The 23,825-nt window shown below is 50.4% G+C and carries 24 protein-coding genes and 1 other RNA gene; 13 read left to right on the top strand and 12 right to left on the bottom strand.

Translation table 11 applies throughout. The features are described 5' to 3' along the window. Positions 1–11: 11 nt before the first annotated feature. From Mcas_RS05700 to Mcas_RS05675, 6 genes are all read right to left on the bottom strand, one after another. Complete coding sequence (locus Mcas_RS05700) at positions 12–794, bottom strand: HD domain-containing protein (RefSeq protein WP_040334560.1); 783 nt, start codon at positions 792–794, stop codon at positions 12–14. Positions 795–1,016: 222 nt separating this feature from the next. Next, complete coding sequence (locus tag Mcas_RS05695) at positions 1,017–2,018, bottom strand: DHH family phosphoesterase (RefSeq protein ID WP_052566903.1); 1,002 nt, start codon at positions 2,016–2,018, stop codon at positions 1,017–1,019. Continuing rightward, entirely contained in the window at positions 2,018–2,368 is a 351-nt protein-coding gene (rbfA, locus tag Mcas_RS05690; protein WP_040334559.1) for a 30S ribosome-binding factor RbfA, read from the bottom strand. Before rbfA ends, Mcas_RS05695 begins: the two co-directional genes overlap by 1 nt. A gap of 22 nt (positions 2,369–2,390) precedes the next feature. Next, entirely contained in the window at positions 2,391–2,669 is a 279-nt protein-coding gene (locus tag Mcas_RS05685; RefSeq protein WP_040334558.1) for a DUF503 domain-containing protein, read from the bottom strand. Positions 2,670–2,732: 63 nt separating this feature from the next. After that, on the bottom strand, positions 2,733–5,084 hold the full coding sequence (infB, locus tag Mcas_RS05680; RefSeq protein WP_040334557.1) for a translation initiation factor IF-2: 2,352 nt from the start codon (positions 5,082–5,084) through the stop codon (positions 2,733–2,735). Beyond that, positions 5,072–5,383 (bottom strand): YlxR family protein, encoded by a 312-nt coding sequence (locus tag Mcas_RS05675; protein WP_052566902.1) that lies wholly within the window; start codon positions 5,381–5,383, stop codon positions 5,072–5,074. The genes infB and Mcas_RS05675 overlap by 13 nt, the downstream gene beginning before the upstream one ends. Before the next feature lie 91 nt (positions 5,384–5,474). On the opposite strand from Mcas_RS05675, the gene Mcas_RS05670 reads away from it, so the two are divergent. Genes Mcas_RS05670 through Mcas_RS18055 form a run of 4 tightly spaced genes read left to right on the top strand, consistent with a single transcriptional unit; the run spans position 5,475 to position 6,513 of the window. After that, positions 5,475–5,861, top strand: coding sequence for a nitrous oxide-stimulated promoter family protein (locus tag Mcas_RS05670; protein WP_040334556.1), 387 nt, complete (start codon positions 5,475–5,477; stop codon positions 5,859–5,861). 3 nt (positions 5,862–5,864) lie between these two features. Next, on the top strand, positions 5,865–6,071 hold the full coding sequence (locus Mcas_RS18465) for a hypothetical protein (protein WP_040334555.1): 207 nt from the start codon (positions 5,865–5,867) through the stop codon (positions 6,069–6,071). Further along, positions 6,055–6,276, top strand: a complete 222-nt coding sequence (locus Mcas_RS17450) for a DUF2335 domain-containing protein (RefSeq protein WP_040334554.1) — start codon at positions 6,055–6,057, stop codon at positions 6,274–6,276. Before Mcas_RS18465 ends, Mcas_RS17450 begins: the two co-directional genes overlap by 17 nt. Positions 6,277–6,318: 42 nt before the next feature. Further along, on the top strand, positions 6,319–6,513 hold the full coding sequence (locus Mcas_RS18055; protein ID WP_156033178.1) for a hypothetical protein: 195 nt from the start codon (positions 6,319–6,321) through the stop codon (positions 6,511–6,513). A gap of 404 nt (positions 6,514–6,917) precedes the next feature. On the opposite strand, the gene Mcas_RS05655 is transcribed toward Mcas_RS18055, so the two are convergent. Continuing rightward, entirely contained in the window at positions 6,918–8,330 is a 1,413-nt protein-coding gene (locus Mcas_RS05655) for a sigma-70 family RNA polymerase sigma factor (RefSeq protein ID WP_040334616.1), read from the bottom strand. A 270-nt stretch (positions 8,331–8,600) separates the two neighbouring features. Here Mcas_RS05655 and hpt point away from each other — a divergent pair, with 270 nt between their 5' ends. The 6 genes from hpt (at position 8,601) to Mcas_RS05625 (ending at position 14,901) form a co-directional block, all read left to right on the top strand. Beyond that, complete coding sequence (hpt, locus tag Mcas_RS05650; protein ID WP_040334553.1) at positions 8,601–9,122, top strand: hypoxanthine phosphoribosyltransferase; 522 nt, start codon at positions 8,601–8,603, stop codon at positions 9,120–9,122. A 39-nt stretch (positions 9,123–9,161) separates the two neighbouring features. After that, positions 9,162–9,533, top strand: a complete 372-nt coding sequence (queD, locus tag Mcas_RS05645) for a 6-carboxytetrahydropterin synthase QueD (RefSeq protein ID WP_040334552.1) — start codon at positions 9,162–9,164, stop codon at positions 9,531–9,533. After that, entirely contained in the window at positions 9,523–10,860 is a 1,338-nt protein-coding gene (locus Mcas_RS05640; RefSeq protein WP_052566900.1) for a TldD/PmbA family protein, read from the top strand. Before queD ends, Mcas_RS05640 begins: the two co-directional genes overlap by 11 nt. A gap of 241 nt (positions 10,861–11,101) precedes the next feature. Then, positions 11,102–12,121 (top strand): aspartate-semialdehyde dehydrogenase, encoded by a 1,020-nt coding sequence (locus tag Mcas_RS05635; RefSeq protein ID WP_040334551.1) that lies wholly within the window; start codon positions 11,102–11,104, stop codon positions 12,119–12,121. Between the two features lie 8 nt (positions 12,122–12,129). Continuing rightward, positions 12,130–13,680: a type II secretion system ATPase GspE gene (gene gspE / locus Mcas_RS05630; protein ID WP_052566899.1), complete on the top strand. Its 1,551-nt coding sequence runs from the start codon at positions 12,130–12,132 to the stop codon at positions 13,678–13,680. 9 nt (positions 13,681–13,689) lie between these two features. Then, on the top strand, positions 13,690–14,901 hold the full coding sequence (locus Mcas_RS05625; RefSeq protein WP_040334550.1) for a type II secretion system F family protein: 1,212 nt from the start codon (positions 13,690–13,692) through the stop codon (positions 14,899–14,901). A 156-nt stretch (positions 14,902–15,057) separates the two neighbouring features. Here Mcas_RS05625 and recR read toward each other — a convergent pair whose 3' ends face one another. The 4 genes from recR to ffs all read right to left on the bottom strand — a co-directional run bounded on the left by recR (position 15,058) and on the right by ffs (position 18,149). Next, positions 15,058–15,651 (bottom strand): recombination mediator RecR, encoded by a 594-nt coding sequence (gene recR, locus Mcas_RS05620; RefSeq protein ID WP_040334549.1) that lies wholly within the window; start codon positions 15,649–15,651, stop codon positions 15,058–15,060. Between the two features lie 39 nt (positions 15,652–15,690). Further along, positions 15,691–16,032, bottom strand: a complete 342-nt coding sequence (locus Mcas_RS05615) for a YbaB/EbfC family nucleoid-associated protein (protein ID WP_040334548.1) — start codon at positions 16,030–16,032, stop codon at positions 15,691–15,693. A 55-nt stretch (positions 16,033–16,087) separates the two neighbouring features. Further along, a complete protein-coding gene (dnaX, locus tag Mcas_RS16345; protein WP_081853637.1) occupies positions 16,088–17,869 on the bottom strand; it encodes a DNA polymerase III subunit gamma/tau in 1,782 nt (593 codons plus the stop codon). A gap of 182 nt (positions 17,870–18,051) precedes the next feature. Then, an RNA gene (gene ffs / locus Mcas_RS17445) (signal recognition particle sRNA small type) lies at positions 18,052–18,149 on the bottom strand. Positions 18,150–18,386: 237 nt separating this feature from the next. On the opposite strand from ffs, the gene pstB reads away from it, so the two are divergent. The 3 genes from pstB to Mcas_RS05595 all read left to right on the top strand — a co-directional run bounded on the left by pstB (position 18,387) and on the right by Mcas_RS05595 (position 20,228). Beyond that, positions 18,387–19,148 carry a phosphate ABC transporter ATP-binding protein PstB gene (pstB, locus tag Mcas_RS05605; protein ID WP_081853636.1) on the top strand — a complete coding sequence of 254 codons (762 nt, stop codon included), beginning with the start codon at positions 18,387–18,389 and terminating at the stop codon, positions 19,146–19,148. Positions 19,149–19,152: 4 nt separating this feature from the next. After that, complete coding sequence (phoU, locus tag Mcas_RS05600) at positions 19,153–19,821, top strand: phosphate signaling complex protein PhoU (protein ID WP_040334546.1); 669 nt, start codon at positions 19,153–19,155, stop codon at positions 19,819–19,821. A 155-nt stretch (positions 19,822–19,976) separates the two neighbouring features. Next, on the top strand, positions 19,977–20,228 hold the full coding sequence (locus Mcas_RS05595) for a hypothetical protein (RefSeq protein ID WP_040334545.1): 252 nt from the start codon (positions 19,977–19,979) through the stop codon (positions 20,226–20,228). Between the two features lie 174 nt (positions 20,229–20,402). Here Mcas_RS05595 and Mcas_RS05590 read toward each other — a convergent pair whose 3' ends face one another. Further along, complete coding sequence (locus Mcas_RS05590; RefSeq protein ID WP_040334544.1) at positions 20,403–23,792, bottom strand: HsdM family class I SAM-dependent methyltransferase; 3,390 nt, start codon at positions 23,790–23,792, stop codon at positions 20,403–20,405. Positions 23,793–23,825: the final 33 nt, after the last annotated feature.

Here is a 23,825-nt window from a genome sequence, read left to right as displayed (position 1 = left end):
TACAACGTTACTTAAAAGTCAACCGTGGTTTTTTCCCGCACGCAGTCTGTCAAAAAAGCCTCAAGGCCATCAGCCTGTGGCATATTTTCAAGTATACGGCCAATATATCCCCTCTCTAACAGCAGCCTGTGTGAGGTGCTGAAGTTGAGATCGAATATCCATGACAACTGCAGCAGCTTGTAGTCATTCAGCGTGGAGACGTCCTTGAGGGCCACCATTTGCCGGTTGTAAATACACCTCAATACGGCATCACTACAGGCGCCAACCAGGGGCAGTCCAAGTGCCGCTGCCGAGGGGCGGTCGGCCTCAGCGGTATCGAAGTACTCGACAAACACCCGCCAGATGTCAAGTTTATCGGCGTCACGGATGAGTTTCAGGTACGTCACGGTCTCAGCGTCAAGTTCGGGGGGAATCTTGTAGGCGTTGTGATACTTGACGGACTGTGTGAGGATGGCATACTCTTTGTCGTTCATCTGCGCAAGCGGGCCTTCCTTAATGAGGGTTTCCATGCCCAGGGTACCGTGGTTGACGGAGATGCTGTCCCTGAAGGTCTTGTACCGGGCGTACTGGGGGAATCTGCCCACGTCATGCAGCAGCCCCACGGCCTCGGCAAGCACGACGTCCCCTTCGCCGTCGAGGTGCTGCCGTGCTATCAGCGCCATGTTTTCCCAAACGCTGAAGGAGTGCCTCTCCTTCAATGCAATGTTCAACTGGTCCTCTCTTTCTGCACTATGGAAGGATTGGCAAAAGTCCTTAAACCAGCTCTTAAGTGAAACAAAGTCTTCTCTGTTCATCTTACATATGTCTGTTGACTACTCATCCTTAATCGATATCGTAAATTGTTTCTTCCTGTAAAAAATCCTGTGATGATATTTTGCCCATAATTATAGCAAAGAGAAAGAAAGGGGCGGCTACGCCCCAACTTAACCAACCACCCCTTTACGGGGTCAAGGGGGCCGTGCTCCCTTGCGGGTGGGTCTGAGGGAGGGCAGATCCCTCCATTCTTGCGTTTGTCTTTATTTTCTCCCCTGGAATGACTCTATCAGCCTCTGCCTGGTGCTGACGAGGCTGCCGCTGATCCTGAAGCCGGCAGCGTTTCTGTGACCTCCTCCACCGAACTCCTGGGCCATGACCGAAACATCGATATCGCCACGAGAGCGCAGACTCACCTTCCACTTATCGGGGCCTACTTCTTTGAACAACGCCGACACCGAAATACTCTCGATCATTAGCGGGAAATTGACAAAGTTATCCGAGTCCTCCGATTTCGCACCTGTCTGCCTGAGCATGGCCTCCGTGATGAACGTCATCGCCAGCTTATTGTGTATCTCCACGGAGTTAAGCACGTCCTTGAGAAGCAGGAACCTCGCCGCACTCCAGGTGTTGTATATATAATTGGCCACACTGGAAGGGTTGACGCCGGCATTGACTAACTCCGCAGCCACCAGAAGGGTCTCCGCCGTCGTGTTGGAAAACCTGAAGGTACCCGTATCAATGCACAGGGCCGTATAGACATTGGTGGCAATATCGGTGGTTATCGTGACCCCCAGGGCCTTTAACAGGAAATATACCATAAGGCCCGTGGCCGGATAATCGGGCTTGACCCACCTGATATCCCCAAAGTCCGTTTCGGTCAGGTGGTGGTCTATTACGATTGCCTTTTTAAACCTCACCTCCGGCAACCCTGCCCGCTGCGGTGAGTTACAATCAACCACAATGAGCGTTGCCTTAGTGGTATCCGGCCGGCTGATAACGCTTATATCCTTGAAGTCCTCCACTGCCGACAGGTATCCAAACATCTGCGGGATGACATCCTTTGAGTAAACCGTCGCCTGCTTGCCCATCGCCCTAAGCCCCATAGCCAGCGCCAGCGCAGAGCCTATCGCATCGCCATCCGGAAAGACGTGAACCGCTATGCGGAAGTCATCCGCCTCCTGCAGGTGCGAAATAAGCTCATCGGGGCACCTTGGCGTCATTGCTTCCGGAGTCCGGCCCCCCTCTTGCAAACTTGCCGACATTAACCTTCTTCCTCCTTTATCTGCCTTAAAATGCCATCTATCTTGCTTCCATACTCTATGGAGCGGTCACCTAAGAACTCCAACGCCGGTACACGCCTCAAGTCCACGCTCATAGCCAACTCGTGACGGATAAACCCCGTTGCACGACGCAGTACCTTCAGCGTATGCTCAAGCTGATCGCTGTTAAGCACGCTGATATAGACACGCGCCACCTTCAGGTCATCGGTCAGTTCCACATCCGTCACCGTGACAAAACCTATCCTGGGGTCCTTCACCCTGGTCAGGATAATATCGGATACCTCACGTCTGAGCAGATCACCCACCCGCTGACTTCGTCTGTATGGCAACATAATATCTCCCTCCTGCTAACTGTCAACTGACCTCAACGGTACAATTGAGTATTTCGATAAGTGGTTCCTTTTCAATCATGTCTCTGACGTTTTGCATCGTGCTATAGAGGTGCCGTCCGTCGTTTGAGACACACACCACCCACAGCGTAGTGCGCTGCCAGAGGTCGTTTGCGTTCTCGGCAACGGAGACATTAAACCGCTTTCTCAGTCTGTCCTTGAGCGATTTGATTATAAACCTCTTACCCTTGAGCGAGTCCGATTCGGGTATATAGAGGTCAAACGTCAACGTTCCTAAAAACACACACACACCTTCAAGCCACCACGTTAAGAGTGCCGTAGAAAAAACGCCTTTTAAACTAAAGAATCAGAGTTTGGTTGCTATTTTTTCGATCTTGTAGTTTTCCAGCGTATCGCCAACTTTGATGTCGTTAAAGTTTTCAACGAGTATACCACACTCATAGCCCTTCTGTGCCTCCTTGACGTCATCCTTAAACCTCTTGAGCGTGCCGATTTTTCCCTCATATATTACGATATTGTCACGGATCACCCTGATCCCCTCACTGGAACGCTGTATGACTCCCTCGATCACCTGACATCCAGCCACGGTGCCGATTTTCGATATAACGAAGGTCTGCTTCACCTCGGCTGTCCCCAGGATGGTTTCCTTGAGGGTTGGCTCCAGGAGTCCTTCGAGGGCCTTTTTCACGTCCTCTATGGCGTCATATATTACGTTGTAGAATCTGATGTCAACGCCTTCCCTTTCGGCCAACTTGGCGGCCTTTACATCAGCCCTGACGTTAAAGCCGATTATTATGGCCGTAGAGGCGGCTGCCAACATCACGTCGGACTCGTTGATGCCCCCCATGGAGGTATGTATGACCTTGACCTTGACCTCGGCGTGCTTGATCCCCTCAAGGGAGGACTTTATGGCCTCGGCAGAACCCTGAACGTCAGCCTTTATGATGATGTTGAGTTCCTTTATCTGTTGTTCTTTTATGCGTGCATAGAGTTCATCGAGGCTGAGTTTTTTTGCCGGGACTGCCTGTGCCAGTTGGGTCTTTTGCCTGCGCAACATGGAAATCTGTCTGGCCTTCTTTTCATCCTCAACGACCATAAATATTTCTCCCGGCATCGGCACTTCGGAGAATCCAATCACTTCCACAGGGGTCGAGGGCGTTGCCTCAACAATTTTTGCACCCACGTCGTCAATGAGGGCACGTACTCGACCAAAACTCATACCCGTGACAAAAACATCCCCCACGCGCAGGGTTCCGGACTGGATCAGCACGGTGGCTATGGCGCCACGCCCTTTATCAAGCCTTGATTCAATGATTATCCCCTTTGAGTACCTGTCGGGATTGGCCTTGAGCTCCATCATTTCAGCCTGTAGGATGATCATCTCAAGCAGGTCTCCGATGCCGATACGCTTCTTTGCCGAAACCTCCACAAAGATGTTCTTCCCACCCCAGTCCTCGGGCACCACCCCATGCTCTGCCAACTCCTGCTTGACCCTGTTGATGTCGGCATTGGGTTTGTCTATCTTGTTGATGGCCACAACGATGGCCACCGCAGCGGCCTTGGCATGGTCAATGGCCTCAATCGTCTGGGGCATGACGCCGTCATCGGCGGCAACCACCAGGACGACGATGTCCGTGACCTTGGCCCCACGCGCCCTCATTGCGGTGAATGCCTCATGACCGGGCGTATCCAGAAACACTATTTCCTTGCCCCTGAGAGTCACCTTATATGCCCCGATGTGTTGTGTAATTCCCCCGGCCTCAGTTTCGGTCACCTTTGTTTCCCTTATGGCGTCCAGGAGGGACGTCTTGCCGTGGTCAACGTGTCCCATGATCGTGACAACCGGGGGCCTTAGCCTAAGGTCACCTGGCTGCTCCTGCGTTACGACCGTCTCTATATCCTCCACCTGCATCGGTTCAACCTTGACACCAAAAGCATCCGACACCAGAATGGCAGCATCGAGGTCGATTGGCTGATTGATTGTGGTCATGATACCAAGCTCCATGAACTTTTTTATGACCTCGGCCACCTTTTGACCGATTGTCTTTGCAAACTCACTGACCGTTGTGCCTTCCTGTATCTTTATTATTTTCTTCCTGGGTGCCGTAATAGCCTGTTGTTGTGGTTGCTGGTGCCTGTGGTGAGAGAACTTACCCATAGGACGCATCTTCTGCCCCTTCTTGCCTGCCGAGGCGTCAAAGACCTTCTTCTGCTCCACCTTCCTGATAGACTGAAAGGCTCGTTGCATACCGACCTTGGGTTTTATTTTTTCAACCTTTTCGAGGTCTACCTTCTTTTTAAATCTGTCCAGTATCTCTATGTCTTCTTCCAATTCCGTTACCGCAGTTGCCGGTTTTTTCTCTGCCGTCTCTTTTACCGGAACCTCTTTGGCGGGAGTCTCTTTGCCGTGAACCTCTTTTGCTTGAGTTTCTTTGGCGTGAGCTTCTTTAGCGGGTTTTTTTTCTTCCGAAACATGCGGGCGTTTCTTTTCGTCCTTTTTGAGCGGAGCGGGTCTTTTGTCGTGTGCTGCCCTGTTTGCCCTGCGTTTCAACTCTTCTTTTATCTTATCTACGTGCTCAGGCAAGACCCCGGAAGAGTGAGTCTTACCCTCAATTCCTAATTTTCTCAAAACACTGAGCACCTCTTTATTGCTAACACCAAGGTTCTTTGCAAGATCATATATCCTTATTTCTGCCATTTAATCCCAACCTCCCTTTTCATTATCTCCTTAAGTGCCACCAAGTCCTCAAGGTCCTTGTTGTTGACAACTTTTTTTATCTTCTTGCCATTGAGGCACTTCTCTATGCAGGTCAGGTCAGGACAAATATAGTACCCCCTCCCGCCTTTTTTCTGTTTCCGGTCAAAGACCAAGCTATTGTCGTTGATGACCATCCGAAGCAGTGCGGGTTTGTCACGCCTTTGCCGGCAGCATATGCACATTCGCTCTGGTGTCGTTTTTGCGTCACGCTTTGTTTGTATCTCTGCCACTTGTATCATTGCTTATAGTAATGTTATCATAATCATAGTGGTTTATGCAATAAAGTGCTTTTAATAAATATCGGGAGACGTTTTCAGGATTGGTGACAGCATGTTTAAAGACAACAGGATAGCAACAGAGAAAAAATCCGTAAAGATAATGATCGATATGTATTGCAAGAAGCACCACCCCGAGGTGTATGGTTCATGCAGTCAGTGCAGTGAGCTGTTGAACTACTCGTGGATGCGTCTTGACAAGTGTGTATATCAAAACGACAAACCGACGTGTTCAAAGTGCCCCATACACTGCTACAAGCCCGCCATGCGGGAGAAAATAAAGGCCGTAATGCGATACTCGGGCAAGTGGATGATCCTCAGAACTCCGATCCTGGCTCTACTCCACAGCCTATACGGATTAAAGCGGACAAAAAACATCGACAAGGAAACACTAAAGCAAATGAGCAAGAAATCAAAAGAGCAAGTTAAGACAGGAGGTTGAAAAATGAAGCGTAAAACCCGCAATACAATAATTGGTATTGGCAGCGTACTGGATATTTACCCCTCTTCCCACAATTACAGGAGATATTGTCAACCGTCTCAAAAAGAAACCGTTGCTGACCGTATCCGGAGATATTGGGAAAAGGTTGGAAACAACATTACATATGCCATCAACATGACTTGTGATGACACAAATGGCACGGAAGAATAAACAAGATGATTCTTTAACGACACTGTCTCCTAATCCATCTGAAAAGATTAAAGGTAAAGTGCTTACTGCTTCGGCGCTCTCCTTTTCGTCAGGTCCCGTACCTCATCCTGATATACTCAAAGGATATGGTGAGCTGTCTTCCGGCTTTCCTGAAAGAATATTAAAAATGGCAGAAGAAGAAGCCAAACATACGCGCGAAGTGTAACGTGAGAAATTACGGATAGATGAGAAATTTTTAGATTATGATGTGGCAGAACGAAAGCGTGGACAACTTTATGGTTTAATAATTGGTTTATCAGCTTTAGCATCGGCAATAACTTGTACTGCATTAGGACATCCAGTCGTAGGTGGAATAATTGGTGGAACTACTGTTGTTGGTCTTGTTACAGTATTTGTAGTTGGCGGATATAAAAAAAAAATAAGAAAGAAGAACCCAAAATAGAACCTAAAATAAGCACACGATTACAAATACAAAAAAGCAAGGACGTGTCATTACGAGACAGCCAGGACATATCAATAGTGTAACGTTTCTGTGTACAGTTTTGCCAATGGCGATGGTTTGCTCAAGGCTCTAGTACAACTGGCAATATAGGAGAGGTTTAATTTGGCCATATTTTACACTCCCCATTGCTAGGTCATAAGTGCTTTGTTGTGCAGAGAGGGGTGTTATCTATTCCAAATGGGGTCAGCGAGGGGCGGGCCGCCTCCGGCTAAGTTTCCCCGTCATAAAAGGAGGCTGTTCCCTTGCAGGGGGACTAAAGTGGGGCGAAGGGAGGGTACTCCTGCCACAAAACGCCCCTTTTTTTGGTCAAATGTTTTAGCCTTGGATAAAGAGGTGTATCCTTATTAAGAGGTCAGGATTTTTAGTGCCCTTAACCTGCTTGGATGCTTGAGCTTGCGCAGGGCCTTTGCCTCGATCTGCCTGACACGCTCTCGTGTAATGGAAAGATGACGGCCAACCTCTTCCAAGGTGTGGTCTCTGTCAACGCCGATACCAAATCTCATCCTGATGACCTTTTCCTCTTTGGCCGACAGGGTTCTGAGCACCTTCTGGACGTACTCGGAGGCCTCGCTCTTTTCGGCATCCGTAAACGGCGAGGGGCTGTTCTTGTCACCGATAAAGTCTTCCAGTTCCGTGTCCTCATCCCCCACGGGGGTTTGTAGCGCAATGGGGTCCTGTATGGCCCTAAAGACCTCCTCCACCTTCCGTACTGCAACATCAAGGCGCTGGGCTATCTCTTCATTGGTAGGCTCTCTGCCCAGTTGCTGGGTGATTTCACGGGAAACCTTCGTCACTCGATTGTAGAACTCCATCATATGCACGGGCACTCGTATAGTCTTTGTCTGGTCTATGAGGGCGCGGGTTATGGCCTGCCTGATCCACCACGTGGCATAGGTGCTGAACTTGAACCCTTTTTCGTACTTGAACTTATCCACCGCCTTCATCAGACCGATATTGCCCTCCTGGATGAGATCAAGAAGCGGCAGACCTCGACCTACGTAGTTTTTTGCAATGTTGACAACAAGACGGAGGTTTCTCGTTATCAGCTCATCCTTTGCCTTGACGACCAGCTCTTTTGCCTTTGCCACTCGCTCCCAGTGCTTCTTGAGGTCTTCAACCTTGATGCCTAACTCTGACTCTATGTTCTTGTGCTCAGAGATAGCCTCTCGTAAAATGTTGCCCGTGTTCTTTGTGGCCGTTGAGGCAAACTGCTTGAGGTTTATGATGCGCTTAACATCCCTTATCGTCCCATACTTGGCAATCTTCGTATCTATGCTCCTGACGGTGTCGATCAACTCCTCAATACGTTCCAAGGTTAGCTTTAATGCCTCCTCAACCTTTTCCTCCTCAACAAGGGTGTCATCGCTGAGGTCAAGACCGGCCAGTAATCTCTTAAAAAGCGGTAGAGATACCACGATATCCTTTATTATTTCCCTGCCGTCCTCAAGGGTCTTTGCAAGCTCTGTCTCCTCGTCCTTGCTCAGTATAGAGATATCCCCCATCGAATGGAAGTAGGCCTGAACGAGGTCTTCCGTCTTTTCATAGCCCTCGACATCCTCTTCGGTTTCGAGGATGGCAGCAGCCCTCTCTTGATCAACTACCTTGACGCCCATGTCCTGCAGGAGGTCCATCAGGTCTTCTATCTCATCAGGTGAAAAGAACTCCGAGGGCAAGGCATCATTAATCTCATCATAGGTAAGCGTGCCTCGTTTCTTGCCTATATTGATTATCTCTTCAAAAATATCCCTTTCTTTCATCTTGTGTCTCCCGTATCTCCCAACTTGCTTAACATTCATCTACACCGACGTACAAAAAAATGTCTCCTAATCTTTATTATAATAAGCACAACTTATCATGGTAGCATTGATAGCAATTTTTTTGCAAGTCGTTTTTCCGTGGGGTGCATAAATTTTTCGTGGAGCCGCCCCTTTCTTTTTTTTCCGGCTTGAAATTCATCAAGGAACTGTTGTAGTATTAAATTAAGCAGAGTCATCTTTTATATATAAAAAAAATAAGGAGTGTCAGCTATGGTAGTTGGTAAGCCGTTATTTACCGAAGAGCAGATAAGGATCAGGGTACACGAGCTGGGCAAGGCAATAAACCACGATTACAAGGGTAAGAGCTTTTTGGCCGTAGGGATACTCAAGGGAGCCTGCGTATTTTTTGCCGACCTGATACGACAGTTGAATGGTCCTCTGGCAATGGACTTCATAATTACCTCCAGCTACGTAGATACACAGACAACGGGTAAGGTGGTCGTCCACTACGATATCCGGCAGCCCATAGCGGGTCAGAACATCCTCCTGGTGGAGGACATTATAGACACCGGCATCACGCTGAATTACCTCAGAGAGAGGTTGTTGCAGATGGAACCTGACTCGCTTAAGATATGCGCATTTCTTGATAAGAAGTCACGCAGGATCGTTGATGTTCCCGTTGATTACGTGGGCTTTGAGATACCCGATGAGTTTGTCATAGGCTACGGCGTAGACTATAACGACCAGTTCAGAAACCTTCCCTACATATCTACGCTCAAGAAGGCAACCTGAAAGAAAACCTAAATCCAAAAATACACAGAGAGAGGCGACATGTACGAGCTAATGATCGAGGCGACCTTTTCGGCCGCTCATCAGTTGAGGGGTTACAAGGGTAAGTGTGAGAACCTGCACGGGCACAACTTTAAGGTCCAGGTACATGTGCAGGCCGATGACCTTAACGATATAGACATAGCAATGGACTTCCATGAGATCAAGCGGTACGCAAAGGAGGTTGTCGAGCAACTGGACCACGCATACCTCAATGACGTCTTCCCGTTTACGGAGATAAACCCGTCTTCTGAAAACATTGCCAAGTGGATTTACGATTCGCTCAAAAAGAAACTGCCCGGGGACGACGTGCGACTTGCCGCGGTAACGGTGTGGGAGTCCGAAACGGCATCGGCTACTTATTATGAAGACTGAGATAGCAGAGAAGGTAATAGGGTATATATCGTCGTTAAATGGCCTCAGGGGGGAGGTGTTTTGCGTCAGCTCGCGCAACATCAGTGCCGAGGCAAAGGATGGTCAGGTGGAGGCATTGCAGCGTGCAGATGTGGCAGGATTTTCGGTGCGCGTACTCAACGGCCTCAGACAGGGCTTGTGTTACTCAAACGACTTCCACATGTGGAGGGAGGTCACAGACAAGGCACTTGAAATATCAAAGTGGACAGAGCCGGACCCCTTTACGGATTATCCCCCAGGGGGTGCCTCATACCGGCAGGTGGATATCTATGACCAGGACGTGGCAGGGGCCAGTGAGGCATACGTCATAGAGACGGCAATGGAAGTGGAACGGGCGGCACTGGCCTTTGACCCGCGCATCAGGAAGGTCAGGAAGGCGGTGGCCGGCTTTTCGGTCAGCGAGGTGTTGATTGCCAACACGCAGGGGTTGCGGGGCAGTTACACAGGCACCTCATTTAGTGCCTCGGCAACCGTCCTGGCCGAAGGAGAGGGGCAGAGTCAGATGGGTTGGGGGTTTGAAGTGGACAGGTACCTCCGTGCCGTATCGGCTCAACGCGTTGGTACCAGTGCCGCTGACAGGGCAGTCAAGCTCCTTGGGGCAAGGGGCATTGCCGCGGTGAAATCCCCCGTCATACTGGAGAGTTCCATCGCTGCGGAGTTCCTGGAGATCGTTACCTCATCGCTGTCCTCGGACAACGTGCAGAAGGGCAAGTCCCTGCTTGCCTCAAAGGTGGGGCAGCAGATAGCCTCATCCGCCATCCACATCGTTGACAACGCCATGTTGCCAGGCAAAACGGGCACCAGACCCTTCGATGCCGAGGGCGTCCCCTCCCAGCGCAACGACCTCGTAAGCAACGGCGTCCTAAACGGCTTTTTGTACAATACGTATACCGCAAAAAAATCAAACACCAATTCCACGGGCAATGCCGCCAAGGGTGGGATATCGGGGCTGCCAGGCGTGGGTATCTCCAATCTCTGTATAGAACCTGCCTCAACGGCATCCGTATACCCCACAGACAGGCTCATCGAACTCATGGGCAAGGGACTGCTTATCACCGACGTGATGGGCGTGCATACGGCCAACCGCATCTCCGGCGACTTCTCAATTGGCGCAAGCGGCCTGTGGATAGAAAACGGTCGCATCTGCCATCCCATCAAGGAAGCCGTCATTTCGGGCAACCTTATCACACTGCTCAAAAACATTGAGGCCCTCGGCGACGACCTCTGCTTCTATGGCAACATCGGTGCCCCGGCGCTCCTCGTAAAAGACGTAGACATCAGCGGGTAAAAAGAAAAAGCAAAGAAAGGGGGACTCGCCCCTCGCTGCCCCCCCACGCTTTCTGCGGTCGCTTCTCACAAGGCTTCGTTGAAAGTTTTACGCTGCTTTACAAGAAGGTAGTGCATCTTGTTTCGCCACCATTTTTTTATGTACCCTCGACTTGGGTTAATAAATAACGTCTTTGCATGTTTATGTTATAATATGTGAATCAATATTATTATGACATGAAACAAACAGGAGATACGGTAAGATGTTAAAGAAGAAGCAACGCTACGTGGTAGCAGTGGTTGGAGCGACAGGTGCGGTGGGCCAGGAGATGATCTCCGTGCTGGAGGAAAGAAAGTTCCCCGTGGAACAATTGAGACTCTTTGCCTCCGAGCGTTCCCAGGGGCTTAAGGTGGACTTTAAGGATGACCAGATACGGGTGGAATGTCTCGATAACAATGCCTTCAAGGGTATAGACATAGCCCTGTTTTCAGCCGGTGCGCAACGCAGCGAGGACTATGCCCCCGTAGCCGCAGACAGTGGGTGCGTGGTCGTGGATAACTCTAGCGCCTTCAGAATGCGTGATGACGTCCCGCTGGTGGTGCCGGAGGTCAACCCCGAAGACATAAAATGGCACAAGGGCATCATCGCCAACCCCAACTGTTCGACCATCCAGATGGTCGTAGCGCTCAAGCCAATACACGATGCCGCACGGATCAAACGCATCGTGGTCTCGACATATCAGGCGGTATCGGGCACCGGTAAAAAGGCAATGGATGAGCTCCTGGATCAGTGTCGCAGCATCCTGAACTTCCAGGAGGTAAAGCGCAACGTCTATCCACACCAGATAGCATTTAACTGTCTGCCACACATAGACAAGTTCCTAGAAAATGGCTACACCAAGGAAGAGATGAAGATGGTCAACGAAACCAAAAAGATCATGGGTGACCACTCCATACGCGTAACGGCAACGACCGTGCGTGTGCCCGTCTTTCGCGGACACTCCGAAAGCGTAAACATTGAAACCGAACGCAAGCTCACGGCCAACGAGGTGCGTGCCCTGTTGTCAACGGCCCCCGGGGTGTTGGTCTTTGACGCCCCCGACAAGAATGTATATCCGCTGGCCCTGGAGGCCTCCGGCATGGATGCCGTCTACGTGGGCAGGGTCAGAGAGGACGAGTCCATAGAAAACGGGATAAACATGTGGATAGTGTCAGACAACCTCAGAAAGGGAGCCGCCCTTAATGCAGTACAGATAGCCGAAAAACTCGTAGAGTTTGCGTAGAACCCCCAATGCAGGAGCAATTAACCGGTAATGGGGTCAACACCAGTGCTGTGGTCATCGTCAGTGATTTTCCAAAGGTCCCCCTTGTTCTTGATGGCATAAGCTCCCGGTTTTTGAATCGTAATCTCATAATCCCCTGCGATGTGCGTGACAACAGGTTGCGCGTTATAATGGCAAGACCCTGGGATATGGACGTCATAGATGCCATGTCTGTGGCCACGGGACACGAAATCGATGTCTGTAGTGCCGATGAAAATCTCATCAAGGACTACCTCGACAAGTTCTTCGGCAAAGAGGCCACCGTCAACAAGATAATAGAGAACATTGGCGTTGGCGATGCCTCCTTCGACTTCAAGGAGGAATATGACGAGGACGTCGATCACCTCAAGGGGTTGGCCTCGGAGGCCCCGATTATCAAGCTGGTCAACCTCCTGATTACACGAGCCATCGAGGGCAGGGCAAGCGATATCCACATAGAACCTTTCGATAACGAGCTGAAGGTGCGCTACCGCATAGACGGCGTCCTGCACGACGTGGAATCGGCTCCCAAAAAACTCCAGCCTGCCATCATCTCCAGGGTAAAGATAATGGCCAAGCTCAACATAGCCGAGCGTCGTTTGCCCCAGGACGGCAGGATAAAGCTCAAGATTGCCGCAAAGGAGATCGATATCCGTGTCTCTACCATCCCGGTGCTCTATGGCGAAAGCATAGTGATGAGGCTCCTGGACAAGGAGTCCATCGTCATAGACCTTGACAGGTTGGGGTTTCCCTCTGACCTGCTGAATACCTTTAACGGTCTCATCAAGAAGCCGCACGGTATAATCCTGGTCACCGGTCCTACGGGTAGCGGCAAGACCACCACCCTTTATGGCGCCCTGGACAAAATCAACACCGAAGACAAGAAGATCATCACCGTCGAAGACCCCATCGAGTATCACCTCAACGGGGTTAATCAGATACAGGTCAAGCAGCAGATCGGACTGAGCTTTGCCAACACGCTCAGACACATCGTCAGGCAAGACCCCGACATCATAATGATCGGAGAGATCAGGGACCTCGAAACCGCAGAGATCGCCATACAGTCGGCCCTGACGGGGCATCTGGTGTTTTCCACGCTACACACAAACGACGCCCCAAGCGCCATCACAAGGCTCATAGACATGGGGGTGGAAAACTTCCTGCTCTCCTCCACGCTGAGGGGACTGCTGGCCCAGCGTCTTGTGCGCATGATCTGTCCACACTGCAAGGAACCCGACGATACTCTGGCCACACCGGAGGAGCTTGCCATGATTGGTCTGGGTGCGGAGGCAAGGCTGTTCAGGGGCAGGGGATGCGATAACTGTTCACACACCGGATTCCTTGGTAGAACCGGTATTTTTGAGCTTATGACCATCGACCACGATGTCAGAAAACTCATCATGGCCAATGCCGACTCCGCACAACTCAGAAATGCCGCACGCCACGCCGGTATGAGAACCCTGCTGGAAAGCGGCAAGGACAAGGTCAGCAAGGGCATGACCACTATCGCCGAAATTCTGAGAGTCACTCAAGAGGTGTAAGGAAACACAATGCCGGTCTTCCAATATCGTGCAACCACCCGCACCGGGGAACTCACCGAAGGGGTGATCAATGCCGCCGATGAGAGGGCGGTTGCGGAGTCCCTGAAAAATTCCGGCCTCATACCCCTTAAGATCACCCAGAGCAGGGAGGGCAAGAAGGCAGAGGCAGGCAAAAAGATGGAGCTGATAAAGCGTTCAGCCGCCTCCGAGGTTCTGACCTTTACGACTGAGTTATCGGCGCTCCTGGGTGCGGGTCTGCCATTGGACAGGGGGCTGGGCATACTCAGTGAGATATCCGAACACGCCTCCATGCAGGAGGTCATCTCCTCGATACTTAGGTACATCCGTGAGGGGAGTTCCTTTTCCGATGCACTCATGAAACACCCGAGCGTCTTTCCCCGTCTGTACGTCAACATTGTCAGGGCCGGGGAGCTGGGGGGCGTCCTTGACTCTGTCATGCTCAAGCTCAACGACTTTCTTGAGACCTCAAAGGAGCTCAAAGACCACATATACTCGGCCATGATCTATCCCATCATACTTATGTTAAGCGGCGGGGCATCGGTTGTTGTTCTGATGACGTATGTTATACCCAAGTTTTCGGTGATCTTTGAAGACCTCGGTCAGACTCTCCCGCTGCCAACCCAGATACTGTTAAAGATCAGCGACCTTATGATCGCTTACTGGTGGGCAATCGTTGCTGCGATTGCAACGATTATATTTCTATTCAGGGTCTACATCAACTCACCGGAGGGCCGGAACTCATGGGATGCCTTAATGCTGAAGGTCTTCAGGGACATCGTGGTGCGACTTGAGACGTCAAGGTTTTGCAGGACCCTGGGGACGCTGTTAAAGAGCGGTGTGCCCCTGCTGGATGCCTTGCGCAACGTCAAGGATGTCGTCAGCAACGTGGTAATCCGTCAGGCCATAGACGGCGTCATAAAGGGCGCCAAGGAGGGACAAGGTATCACGGGGCCTATCATAGCATCCAACGTCTTTCCCGCCCTGGCCATATCCATGATCAAGGTCGGTGAGGAGTCCGGGCACTTGGATACGATGCTCCTGAAGGTAGCCGATACCTACGAAAAGGCCCTAAAGACAACCGTCAGGAGGTTCATAAGCATCGTCGAACCGGCCATGATACTTATAATGGGCGTTGTCGTGGGGTTCATCGTGATGTCTATGCTCATGGCCATCTTTAGCATAAACGAAATGCCTATGTAGAATACCTGCAAAGTGTCGCTAACGTCTTAGTTCACACACCCTTTCTTTTTTGCTGTCAACATCAGATGATTAATTTACACCCACTTGCTACAGAGAGACAGTAGTTTGATCGGCTAAAAAGAAGGGGCCAAATGGCGTACCCACTGCCCCCGTGTGTTACATCTTTCTTCTGCCCTCAAGGGATTTTTTAAGCGTTACCTCGTCGGCGAACTCCAGGTCGCCCCCCATGGGAAGGCCGTAGGCAATACGTGTTACCGTTACCTGTAGGGGGTGAAGCAGACCGGCTATGTACTGAGCGGTCATCTCCCCCTTGGTATTTGGATTGGTGGCCACTATTACCTCGGATATGCTGCCACCCTTGACCCTGGTTACGAGTTCGTCGAGCTTGAGTTTGTCGGGTGTGATGCCATCAATGGGTGAAAGTGCCCCCAGCAGTACGTGATACAGACCTTTGTACGAGTTCGTGCGCTCTATTACGATGATATTGGCCGGCTCCTCCACTACGCAGATGCGGCTGGTGTCGCGTGAGTTGTCGCGGCAGATGGCACAGGGGTCAGACTCGGTGATGTTAAAGCAGTGTCTGCAAAACCCGGCCTTGTCCTTTACGTCTATGATTGCCTGTGCGATACCCTTGGCCTTATCGGGGGGCATGGCGAGGATGAAAAAGGCCAGCCTTTGAGCAGTCTTACGGCCTATGCCGGGTAGTCGCGTCAGCTCGCTTATAAGGGTCTCGATGATGCCTTCAGACATGGTTTATGCTCCCTGGGAGAGAACTTGGTATCTCTCCTGTTATTTCCCAAACAGATTTGCGATATCCGGCATACCGGGTAACTGCATTCCACCAGTCAGTTTTGACATCTCTTCCTGGACGCCTTCATGAGCCCTCTTGATTGCCTCGTTGCAGGCGGCTATTATCAGGTCCTGGAGCATTTCGGTATCGTCGGGATTGACCACCTCCTTGTCTATCGTTATAGACACTATCTGGCCGGAGCCGTTGGCAACGACACTGACCATTCCACCGCCGGAGCTTGCTTCAGCCGTGGTCTGACTCGCCTCCTCCTGCAGCTTGGTCATCTTCTCCTGGAACTTCTGGGCCTCACGCATGAGATTGCCTAGCATCTTCTTTGACATGTATTCTCCTTTTTGTTCTTAAGATTTGTTGTTTTGTATTTAAACATGTTCTCTGTCATTTATCAATCGGCTTTATCGACACGATGTATCCCCCGAAGGTATCAAGGGCCTCCTTGATGACGGGGTCTGCCATGGCCTCGGCCTTTAGGTCCCTGACCGGGGGGAGAGGGGCGTCCTGAACCGTGACGGCGGTTGTCTCCGGGACTGATGCACCATCGGGGGAACCCTCCTTTACATGTACTTTATATTTTTTACCCGTGAGTTGTTTTGCTACGGTTTCTATCGTTGTTTTGCCTTTTTTAGCCGCTTCGCCATGGACTTTAAATTTGCCACCCGAAAAATACACGTTGAGATTGTCTTCGGTAATGTCAAAGGTTGCCTCATTGAGTCTCCCGCCAAGGGGATCGCTGACATTGGTAACGGCCTCAATCAGGGCCTGCCACAGGTTGTTGCCACTGACTGGCTGTGTGGGTTGTGGGATATCCTGCCCGATATCAACAGGTTTTGATGGCGGCATCGGTGGTGGTTCTGCGGGTATCTCCGGCGGGGGCGTCTGCTCAGATGGTATCAGACTGAGGAGGACGTCGTTTGGTCCTGTGTCCTTGTCGGAAGCGGCAGCAGTTGCAGGGGGGGGAGGAGGTGTTGGCTCCGGCGCCTTTGGTACTGATATTGGTGCTGATATTATGGTCTTTTGTTGTCCGGCTGACGGCAGAGCGGGTAGAGGTCCCAACTGCCTGGCCCTCTGGAGCAAGTCCGCCATGACGCCCTCCACACCCTTGAGCGAACCCAGGAGACTGAGCTTTATCAGCGTCATTTCAAGGGCGATGCGTGGTGAAAAGAAGGTCTTTATTGTGGCATGTGCCTTTATCAGTTCGTTCAGGATGACGGTCAGGGTTTCCACGTCCACGGTGGTAGAAAGTCCTGTGGTGGCAGTTGTCGGGGCATTGTGTACGCACTGGACCAGGGCGTCTCTTAAGAACACGGTAAGTTCGGATGCAACCCCCCGCAGGTCAACCCCTCCCTCATAGAGCGTGTCGATTATCCGGAGTATCTGTACCCTGTCACCCGTTACAATGGCATTGGCAATGGCAGATACATTGGAGAGGTCTGCAATCCCCAGGAGGTCTCTCACGGCGGAGGCCGTTATGTCGGTGGTGAAAGAGGCTATTTTATCAAGCAGGGTGAGACAGTCTCTCATACCGCCATCTGCGGCCCTGGCGATGAGGTCGAGTGCCTCCGATGTGATGTTAAACCCCTCGGCCTTTGAGATCACCATAAGGCGCTCCTTGATCTGTGCGGAGGGGACGCGCTTAAAGGGCAGATGTTGGCACCGGGAGAGCACCGTTGCGATTATCTTATTGGCTGCCGTTGTGGCCAGGACAAATATGACGTGCGGGGGTGGTTCCTCAAGGGTTTTTAAGAGGGCATTAAAGGCTGCCGTAGAGAGCATGTGGGCCTCATCGATGATGTAGAGCTTGTACCTGGAACCGGAGGGTGCATACCTGACCTTTTCCCGTAGGTCACGGATGTCGTCCACGCTGTTGTTTGAGGCGCCGTCTATTTCGATAACGTCCATGAAGGAGCCATCGCGCACTGCCTGGCAGGAGGTACAGTTACCACATGGTGTAGGTGTGGGACCGTTTTCGCAGTTGAGGGCCTTTGCCAGTATGCGGGCAGCGGAGGTCTTGCCGACCCCACGGGGACCTGAAAACAGATACGCGTGTGCCAGCCTGTTTTCCAGCAAGGCATTACGCAGCACCCTGATTATTGTATCCTGCCCAACGAGGTCCTCAAAAAACTGCGGTCGCCACTTCCTGGCGAGCACTAAGTAAGACAATCAGCTCTCCTTAACACGTTATAAAGCTCTCCGCTATTCTGCAGCCCAAGGGGATTTGGTTCCCCCAGTGGTGCCCTACTGTTGTGGCACATTGGCACTCCGACAACCGGGGTGGACCTGCCTACCGGGGGCGGACCTGGATGCCGGGGGGGGTCCACCGACGTCTGTTTTTTCAATGCAGCCGAGCAAAGACTTGCTGCGGCACACAGAATAAATGCTTACCGCTGCTTCCTTCCGGACCTGACGGGGTTCACACCCTCCTGTTGCGCAGGGCCATTGCCCAACTGCATTCAACCAACAGCGTCACCAACCGGCGCCTGTAATATCGCACAAAGATAATCATAACATATCTCAAACAAGAAAGTCTTGAACTTTTTTCTTGCATTAAAAAAATCCTGTTCAGACAGAACAAATTAATCCTGACTATTTGCCAGTTGCAAAAAATATGCTTTTATTTTGTACTCTATGATATAATTACTGCTTATGATAAGTGATTATGTCAGAGAGGTTTTCAGATATGGAATCTGAGAGGGTAATCGATGTGAAATCGTTGGGGTTTTATTACTCCGATGATGTCCATGCCCTCAGGGGCATCTCCCTGCCTATCTACAAGCAAGCGGTAACATCGCTCATCGGCCCTGAGGGGTGTGGCAAGACCACGTTGTTGCGATGCTTTAACCGGATGCACGACCTCTACCCGGGTAGCCGCTACGAAGGAGAGATATACTTCGACAACACCAACATCCTCTCCAGCGCCGTAGACCTCATCCAACTGCGCTGCAAGATAGGCATGGTATTCCAGAGGCCGACGCCGTTTCCGATGACTGTCTTTGAAAACGTTGCCTACGGACTGCGCTTAAAGGGCGTCAGGAACAAAAACGAACTTGCCCAATCCGTTGAGACGGCCCTCAGACACGCCGTGCTGTGGGATGAGGTCAAGGACAGGATGCACAACAGTGCCTACAGTCTCTCCGCCGGACAACAGCAGAGACTTGTGATTGCTCGCTCACTGGCAGTCAAACCGGAGGTGCTGCTCTTTGACGAACCTGCATCGGCGCTCGACCCCGTTTCCACATCGAAGATAGAAGAGCTTGCCGCAAGCCTCAAGAAATATTATACGGTCGTCATTGTCACACAAAACATACAACAGGCCGCAAGGATATCGGACTGGACTGGCTTTATGATGCTCGGCGAGCTGGTGGAGTTTGGCAGGACAGACCTCTTATTCACAAACCCCTCTAACGTTCTCACAGAGGATTATATATCAGGGAGATTTTAGGCATATGTCAATAAAGGATGATGAACTAAGGGCAATAAAGGATATGCTCCTGAAGATGGCCTCTCTGGTTGAGGCTGCCATCAAGGACAGTGTAAGGTCCCTTCTGGAGCGGGACACGGAACTGGCCAACAAGGTCATCAAAAACGACCACGTAATCAATACCTACGACGTCCATATAGATGAGGCGTGCATCAAATTCATCGCCCGCCGCCAACCGGTAGGTAAGGACCTGCGCTTTATCACCACGGGGATGAAGATCACCACAGACCTCGAACGGATCGCAGACCATGCCGTAAATATTGCCCAGAGAGCCGTCGAACTCAGCAATGAGCCTTTCAACAACACCTATGACGATATCTCCCGGATGCGTGAGGTCGCACAACGTATGATCAAGGATGCCATCGACTCCTTCGTCAACGAAGACAAGCGCCTGGCCAAGGACGTCATCATGCGCGACGACGAAGTAGACGACCTCAACGACATCATCATAGACGAATTGATGGCCATCATGACAAAGCACCCCGAGGCCATCGTCCACGCAACCAAACTGGCCTACATCTCCAGAAACCTCGAACGCATAGCCGATCACGTCACCAATGTAGCCGAAATGGTCATTTACATGATAGAAGGCCGTATCGTCAGACACATAGCCGATACCCACGAATCCCTGTAAGGTGTACAGCCCTCCCCTGACGCTTTGGCATATAACGAAGGCAACACCCACGGGGAGGCTGAGACCAAGGCTGCCATTGAGGGACTTGTGAAATCCATAGATGCCGCTAATCTCCCTATCTTCCGGCTTTCAGGCGGCCTTCAGGTGGGTGCTCAATGGGAAAGCCTATAACCAAATATCTGAAAACCTTTTCTAATGCAATAAAAACACAGATAGGCATTATTATCAGAAAGTACAGACATTCATTTATAAAAGGCATGTCCGCCTTTGAATGCACTACAGTACTTGAGATGTTGCATATGTCGAGCGTGAAGGATATTGTCATATCGCTGCTTCTTGTAAGACTGAAATCAACCGGTCTGACAGTCATCACGATGAAAAACATCAACAGGGCTATCTTTATATAAGTCCCATAATCCTTCCTTGCCGGCATCATGTGATATTATAACCTGATTGCAATCATCTTGTCAACGTCGTAAATTGTCGTTGTCGGGGTGCATAAAAAAGTCGTGGGTGCCTTGGAGAAAGAAGGGGGCGACTCCGCAGCTTTTTTTTCTTGTATTGCACGCAATCTAAATGCGTTATAACCCAAGCCTCTGAAACATTTGCTGCACCAATGCCTCTGACTGTTTATGGTCGTGTGTCCTGACAAGGAACGCCGAAAAGAGCCTTGCCTTGAGGTCTGTCAGATATCGCTCGTAGTCATCAACTGCCTTTGCTATAACAAGTGGCTCCTTTGGAATTCTTATGATAAAGGAATTCGGCCTGTGGGCATAGACAATAAACCTGGCCTCATGCAAGCTCGCTGCAACGTACCTGAATCCACCCTCTGAGACGACCTCCTGTTGCCCCATAAAGTATGAACCGAGCCTCAAGGGTCCCTTGTCCACCGATATCTCCCTGACACCCTTAAGGTCTTTGGGGTCAACAAACCCCTCCGGAAATCTCTTCAGGCCATAGGGGATGACCTCTTCAATGACCTGTTCTTTAAGGCTCTCAACATCTCGTGTGGTCCTTGCCTGTTTGGACCTCTTTCGTGACTTGGCCAGCTCGATCCGTTCTCTGACCATCCCCGTAAGGCCATCATACAAGGGCTTGAGATAGACCTTGGGGTCAAGTCCGAGGGCCTCGAGCACGGCGCTGTCAAGGGCCTGTCTATCCCTGAGTTTGACCTCCTCAAAGATGGACTTAACCGGACGACTGATCAACTTTTCAAATGCCTTCAGGATAGACTCTTTCATGTTATTAGAGATGTTACTAATATCTAAAATGGGTAAAATTTCAACCTCATAGACTTGAATTTTTAATGCCCCATCACCAAGATTTATTCTGCCATTTATTTCTATCTCTAAATAAAAAAGCGTAGAGTTAAGCACCCCACATAGAAGCTTGTTGTTATCTTTGTCTCGTGGCGTTATACGATAAAGGTTGTCATTTGCGATAATGCCATCTGGATTAAAAATCACTCTGTAGCTAACATCTTGCCTTGCATAATACAAACAGCACGGTTCTTCATTTATTTCACCAATGCCATACCAATCATCTCTACTTTTAAAGGTTAGAGAGGCGTCATACCTCTTTAGTTCTCCGGCTTTAATATATTTTAGTGCACTTGTACCTGCTAATCTTTTTCTTTCTTCGTTACAAACAAACAAGTACCTCTTTAACAAACTCGTATCTATAAGAATATCTGGAACCTCTTTTGGCGTATAGATTATAGGACCAACAACATAATTTTTCTCCAAACTCCAATGATCAATAATATCCTTCTTAAAATAAAAAAACTTAACATTATTAGTTGTAATTCCCCTTGTCACATTCGCCACTTCCTTCAACGCTACCAGCTTATCTGCACACCTCTGCAAAATTTCAAAATAAACCCCCGGCGCCCTGAGATACTGTCCCCACTTGACCGTCTTACCGGAGCTTTCTACACCGTCAGATAGCTCTTTTTGTCTGATTATCCTTATACTGAAGTTATCGTTTTCAAAGGTAACATGTCCCTCCAGGGTGTTTACAATCCTCTGTTCATGGAGCTTATAGTATTCAGAACCGACCCTCTCTATCATATGTGTCAGCCAGTTAAGCCCCCACCATCGGTCTGTAGGGTTATTTATATCCCAGTGGATTAACTCCTTGAGGCGTTTCTTTAGCTTTACGAACTTGACGTTGTTGTCGTTTCTGTCATTCTCATTCTCACAACGCTGAAGGATCGTAAAGACCGTGTTAACCGCCGCGTCCTCAAACCACGACTCACAACGGGACTCAACAATGGCCACTATCTTGAATCTCTTCAGAAAGAACCTCTGAAGCTCATACCCGTAGGCAACATCAAGCCAGGAGTTGGACGTCACAATCCCCATCCTCCCGTTGTTGCTGAGATGACTTGCTGCGTGGAAAAACAGGTAGGCATAGATATCCGCCTGCCCTGAAAGCCGTATACCTCCATTGTTAAACAGCTCGGGATACTCTATCTTCAAAACATTCCCGATGGTATCCTTGTAATCCGGAATCCGTTTCTCAATCAGCTCCTGCCGTATGTAGGGGAAGTTGCCCACGATGGCGTCAAAGGTCGGTATGGCCTCGTCAATCATAAAATCATCCCCGATAGTCGGCCTCGGAGGCGGGAATCTTAATATGGCACCGGTCTTGATCTCAAAGAAGTCCCTCGATATCACGCGCGGGAAGTTTGTGTAGTCCTCGATCCTCTGCCTATAGAGATTGATCGTGGCAAGCTCGGCGGGGAAGCGCGCAATATCGACCCCCCATATCTGACTGAGCAACCTTCTGTGGTCTCTCTCTCCAAAATTTCTGAGCCTGTCGTAGGCCCTGATAAGGAATGTCCCCGTACCGCACGTGGGGTCCAGTACCCTGTCTGTCACAGACCGGACGCAAAAGGCCGTAATGAGGTCTACAAGGGCCTCGTTGGTAAAATACTGTCCAAGTGTGTGCCTCTCCTGTGGCGGTATCAGTCTCTCAAAGACATTGCCCACCACGTCCTGGGGCATACGCGAAAAGTTGTAGCGGTTGAGGTCTGTAACCAGGTTGATCAGTGTTTCAGCGCCATCCTGTGGAAATGGCACCTTGTCGGAAAAGTCCTCTTCAAACACTGCCTGATAGTCTATCCTTCTTGCAATCTCAAAGTATTCCCTGAGCTTGGAGTCTATCCTGGTTGATTCATCCGCACGCAGGTCAAACCTGGGTATATCTGAACGAAACCGATACAAAGTGAGATAAAAGAGTATCTTTCCCAGGAGTCTGTATACGATCTGTCTTGAGACGGTCTCAAAAAAGACATCCCCCGCATCATATGCGGCAATGCCCTGTTTAACCGCCCAATCAAAGAGCCCTTCCCTGAAGGCGGTACTCTTGCCGAGCTCCGTTATCAATGACCGGTGCATGAGTGGTCTGAGGGTCTCTACGGCCTTGGAGAGTTCGTAGACAAAGTATGTGGAGTCAACGTCAATCAGGTGGAGATGTCCTTCCCTGCTAAGGGTTGCAAGGTCGTTTAATATCTCCTTCGCCTTTGCCCTCAGAAGCAGCCTTTTGGATTCCACCCAGAGGTCGTCGGGTGTTGTTACCACGGTTATCGGGGCGTAGGTCTTTAACCTGTGCTCCCTGCTCATTTGATCGGGGTACAGAGGGGTTCTCCAGATGATGGCCTCAACCATGTTCCACGTAACAAAGTAATCGGCGTGGATTGCCCTGGCCTTCCGTGCGGCATTTTCAAGCAGCTCCCGGTCATCAACTGCCGTGGAGGGGGTCTTTAACTCCCAGCCGCAAAAGCCCTGTTGGGACTGCCTGTTTAGCCATACAATGACATCGGGAAACAGCGTACTGTCCTCCGCGTCCCTCAAAGAGGCCTCCGATGAGACCACCTCAAAGGGATATCCCTCCTCCCCTAATGACTCGTTGAGCCACAATACGACCTGCCCGGTGAACTCACGTTCGTTGGATTTAAAGTCTGCCATATAGAGCCAAAGGTTGGCTCATCCGGTAAAATA

Source organism: Candidatus Magnetobacterium casense, from assembly GCF_000714715.1.
GTDB lineage: Bacteria > Nitrospirota > Thermodesulfovibrionia > Thermodesulfovibrionales > Magnetobacteriaceae > Magnetobacterium > Magnetobacterium casense.
This window is presented reverse-complemented; position numbering and strand designations above follow the sequence as displayed.

Coding starts and splice junctions, on each gene's coding strand:
- Mcas_RS05700 (WP_040334560.1), bottom strand. CDS start 794: ATGAACAGAGAAGACTTTGTTTCACTTAAGAGCTGGTTTAAGGACTTT.
- Mcas_RS05695 (WP_052566903.1), bottom strand. CDS start 2,018: ATGTCGGCAAGTTTGCAAGAGGGGGGCCGGACTCCGGAAGCAATGACG.
- rbfA (WP_040334559.1), bottom strand. CDS start 2,368: ATGTTGCCATACAGACGAAGTCAGCGGGTGGGTGATCTGCTCAGACGT.
- infB (WP_040334557.1), bottom strand. CDS start 5,084: ATGGCAGAAATAAGGATATATGATCTTGCAAAGAACCTTGGTGTTAGC.
- Mcas_RS05675 (WP_052566902.1), bottom strand. CDS start 5,383: ATGATACAAGTGGCAGAGATACAAACAAAGCGTGACGCAAAAACGACA.
- Mcas_RS05670 (WP_040334556.1), top strand. CDS start 5,475: ATGTTTAAAGACAACAGGATAGCAACAGAGAAAAAATCCGTAAAGATA.
- Mcas_RS18465 (WP_040334555.1), top strand. CDS start 5,865: ATGAAGCGTAAAACCCGCAATACAATAATTGGTATTGGCAGCGTACTG.
- Mcas_RS17450 (WP_040334554.1), top strand. CDS start 6,055: ATGGCACGGAAGAATAAACAAGATGATTCTTTAACGACACTGTCTCCT.
- Mcas_RS05655 (WP_040334616.1), bottom strand. CDS start 8,330: ATGAAAGAAAGGGATATTTTTGAAGAGATAATCAATATAGGCAAGAAA.
- hpt (WP_040334553.1), top strand. CDS start 8,601: ATGGTAGTTGGTAAGCCGTTATTTACCGAAGAGCAGATAAGGATCAGG.
- queD (WP_040334552.1), top strand. CDS start 9,162: ATGTACGAGCTAATGATCGAGGCGACCTTTTCGGCCGCTCATCAGTTG.
- Mcas_RS05640 (WP_052566900.1), top strand. CDS start 9,523: ATGAAGACTGAGATAGCAGAGAAGGTAATAGGGTATATATCGTCGTTA.
- Mcas_RS05635 (WP_040334551.1), top strand. CDS start 11,102: ATGTTAAAGAAGAAGCAACGCTACGTGGTAGCAGTGGTTGGAGCGACA.
- gspE (WP_052566899.1), top strand. CDS start 12,130: ATGCAGGAGCAATTAACCGGTAATGGGGTCAACACCAGTGCTGTGGTC.
- Mcas_RS05625 (WP_040334550.1), top strand. CDS start 13,690: ATGCCGGTCTTCCAATATCGTGCAACCACCCGCACCGGGGAACTCACC.
- recR (WP_040334549.1), bottom strand. CDS start 15,651: ATGTCTGAAGGCATCATCGAGACCCTTATAAGCGAGCTGACGCGACTA.
- Mcas_RS05615 (WP_040334548.1), bottom strand. CDS start 16,032: ATGTCAAAGAAGATGCTAGGCAATCTCATGCGTGAGGCCCAGAAGTTC.
- pstB (WP_081853636.1), top strand. CDS start 18,387: ATGGAATCTGAGAGGGTAATCGATGTGAAATCGTTGGGGTTTTATTAC.
- phoU (WP_040334546.1), top strand. CDS start 19,153: ATGTCAATAAAGGATGATGAACTAAGGGCAATAAAGGATATGCTCCTG.
- Mcas_RS05595 (WP_040334545.1), top strand. CDS start 19,977: ATGGGAAAGCCTATAACCAAATATCTGAAAACCTTTTCTAATGCAATA.
- Mcas_RS05590 (WP_040334544.1), bottom strand. CDS start 23,792: ATGGCAGACTTTAAATCCAACGAACGTGAGTTCACCGGGCAGGTCGTA.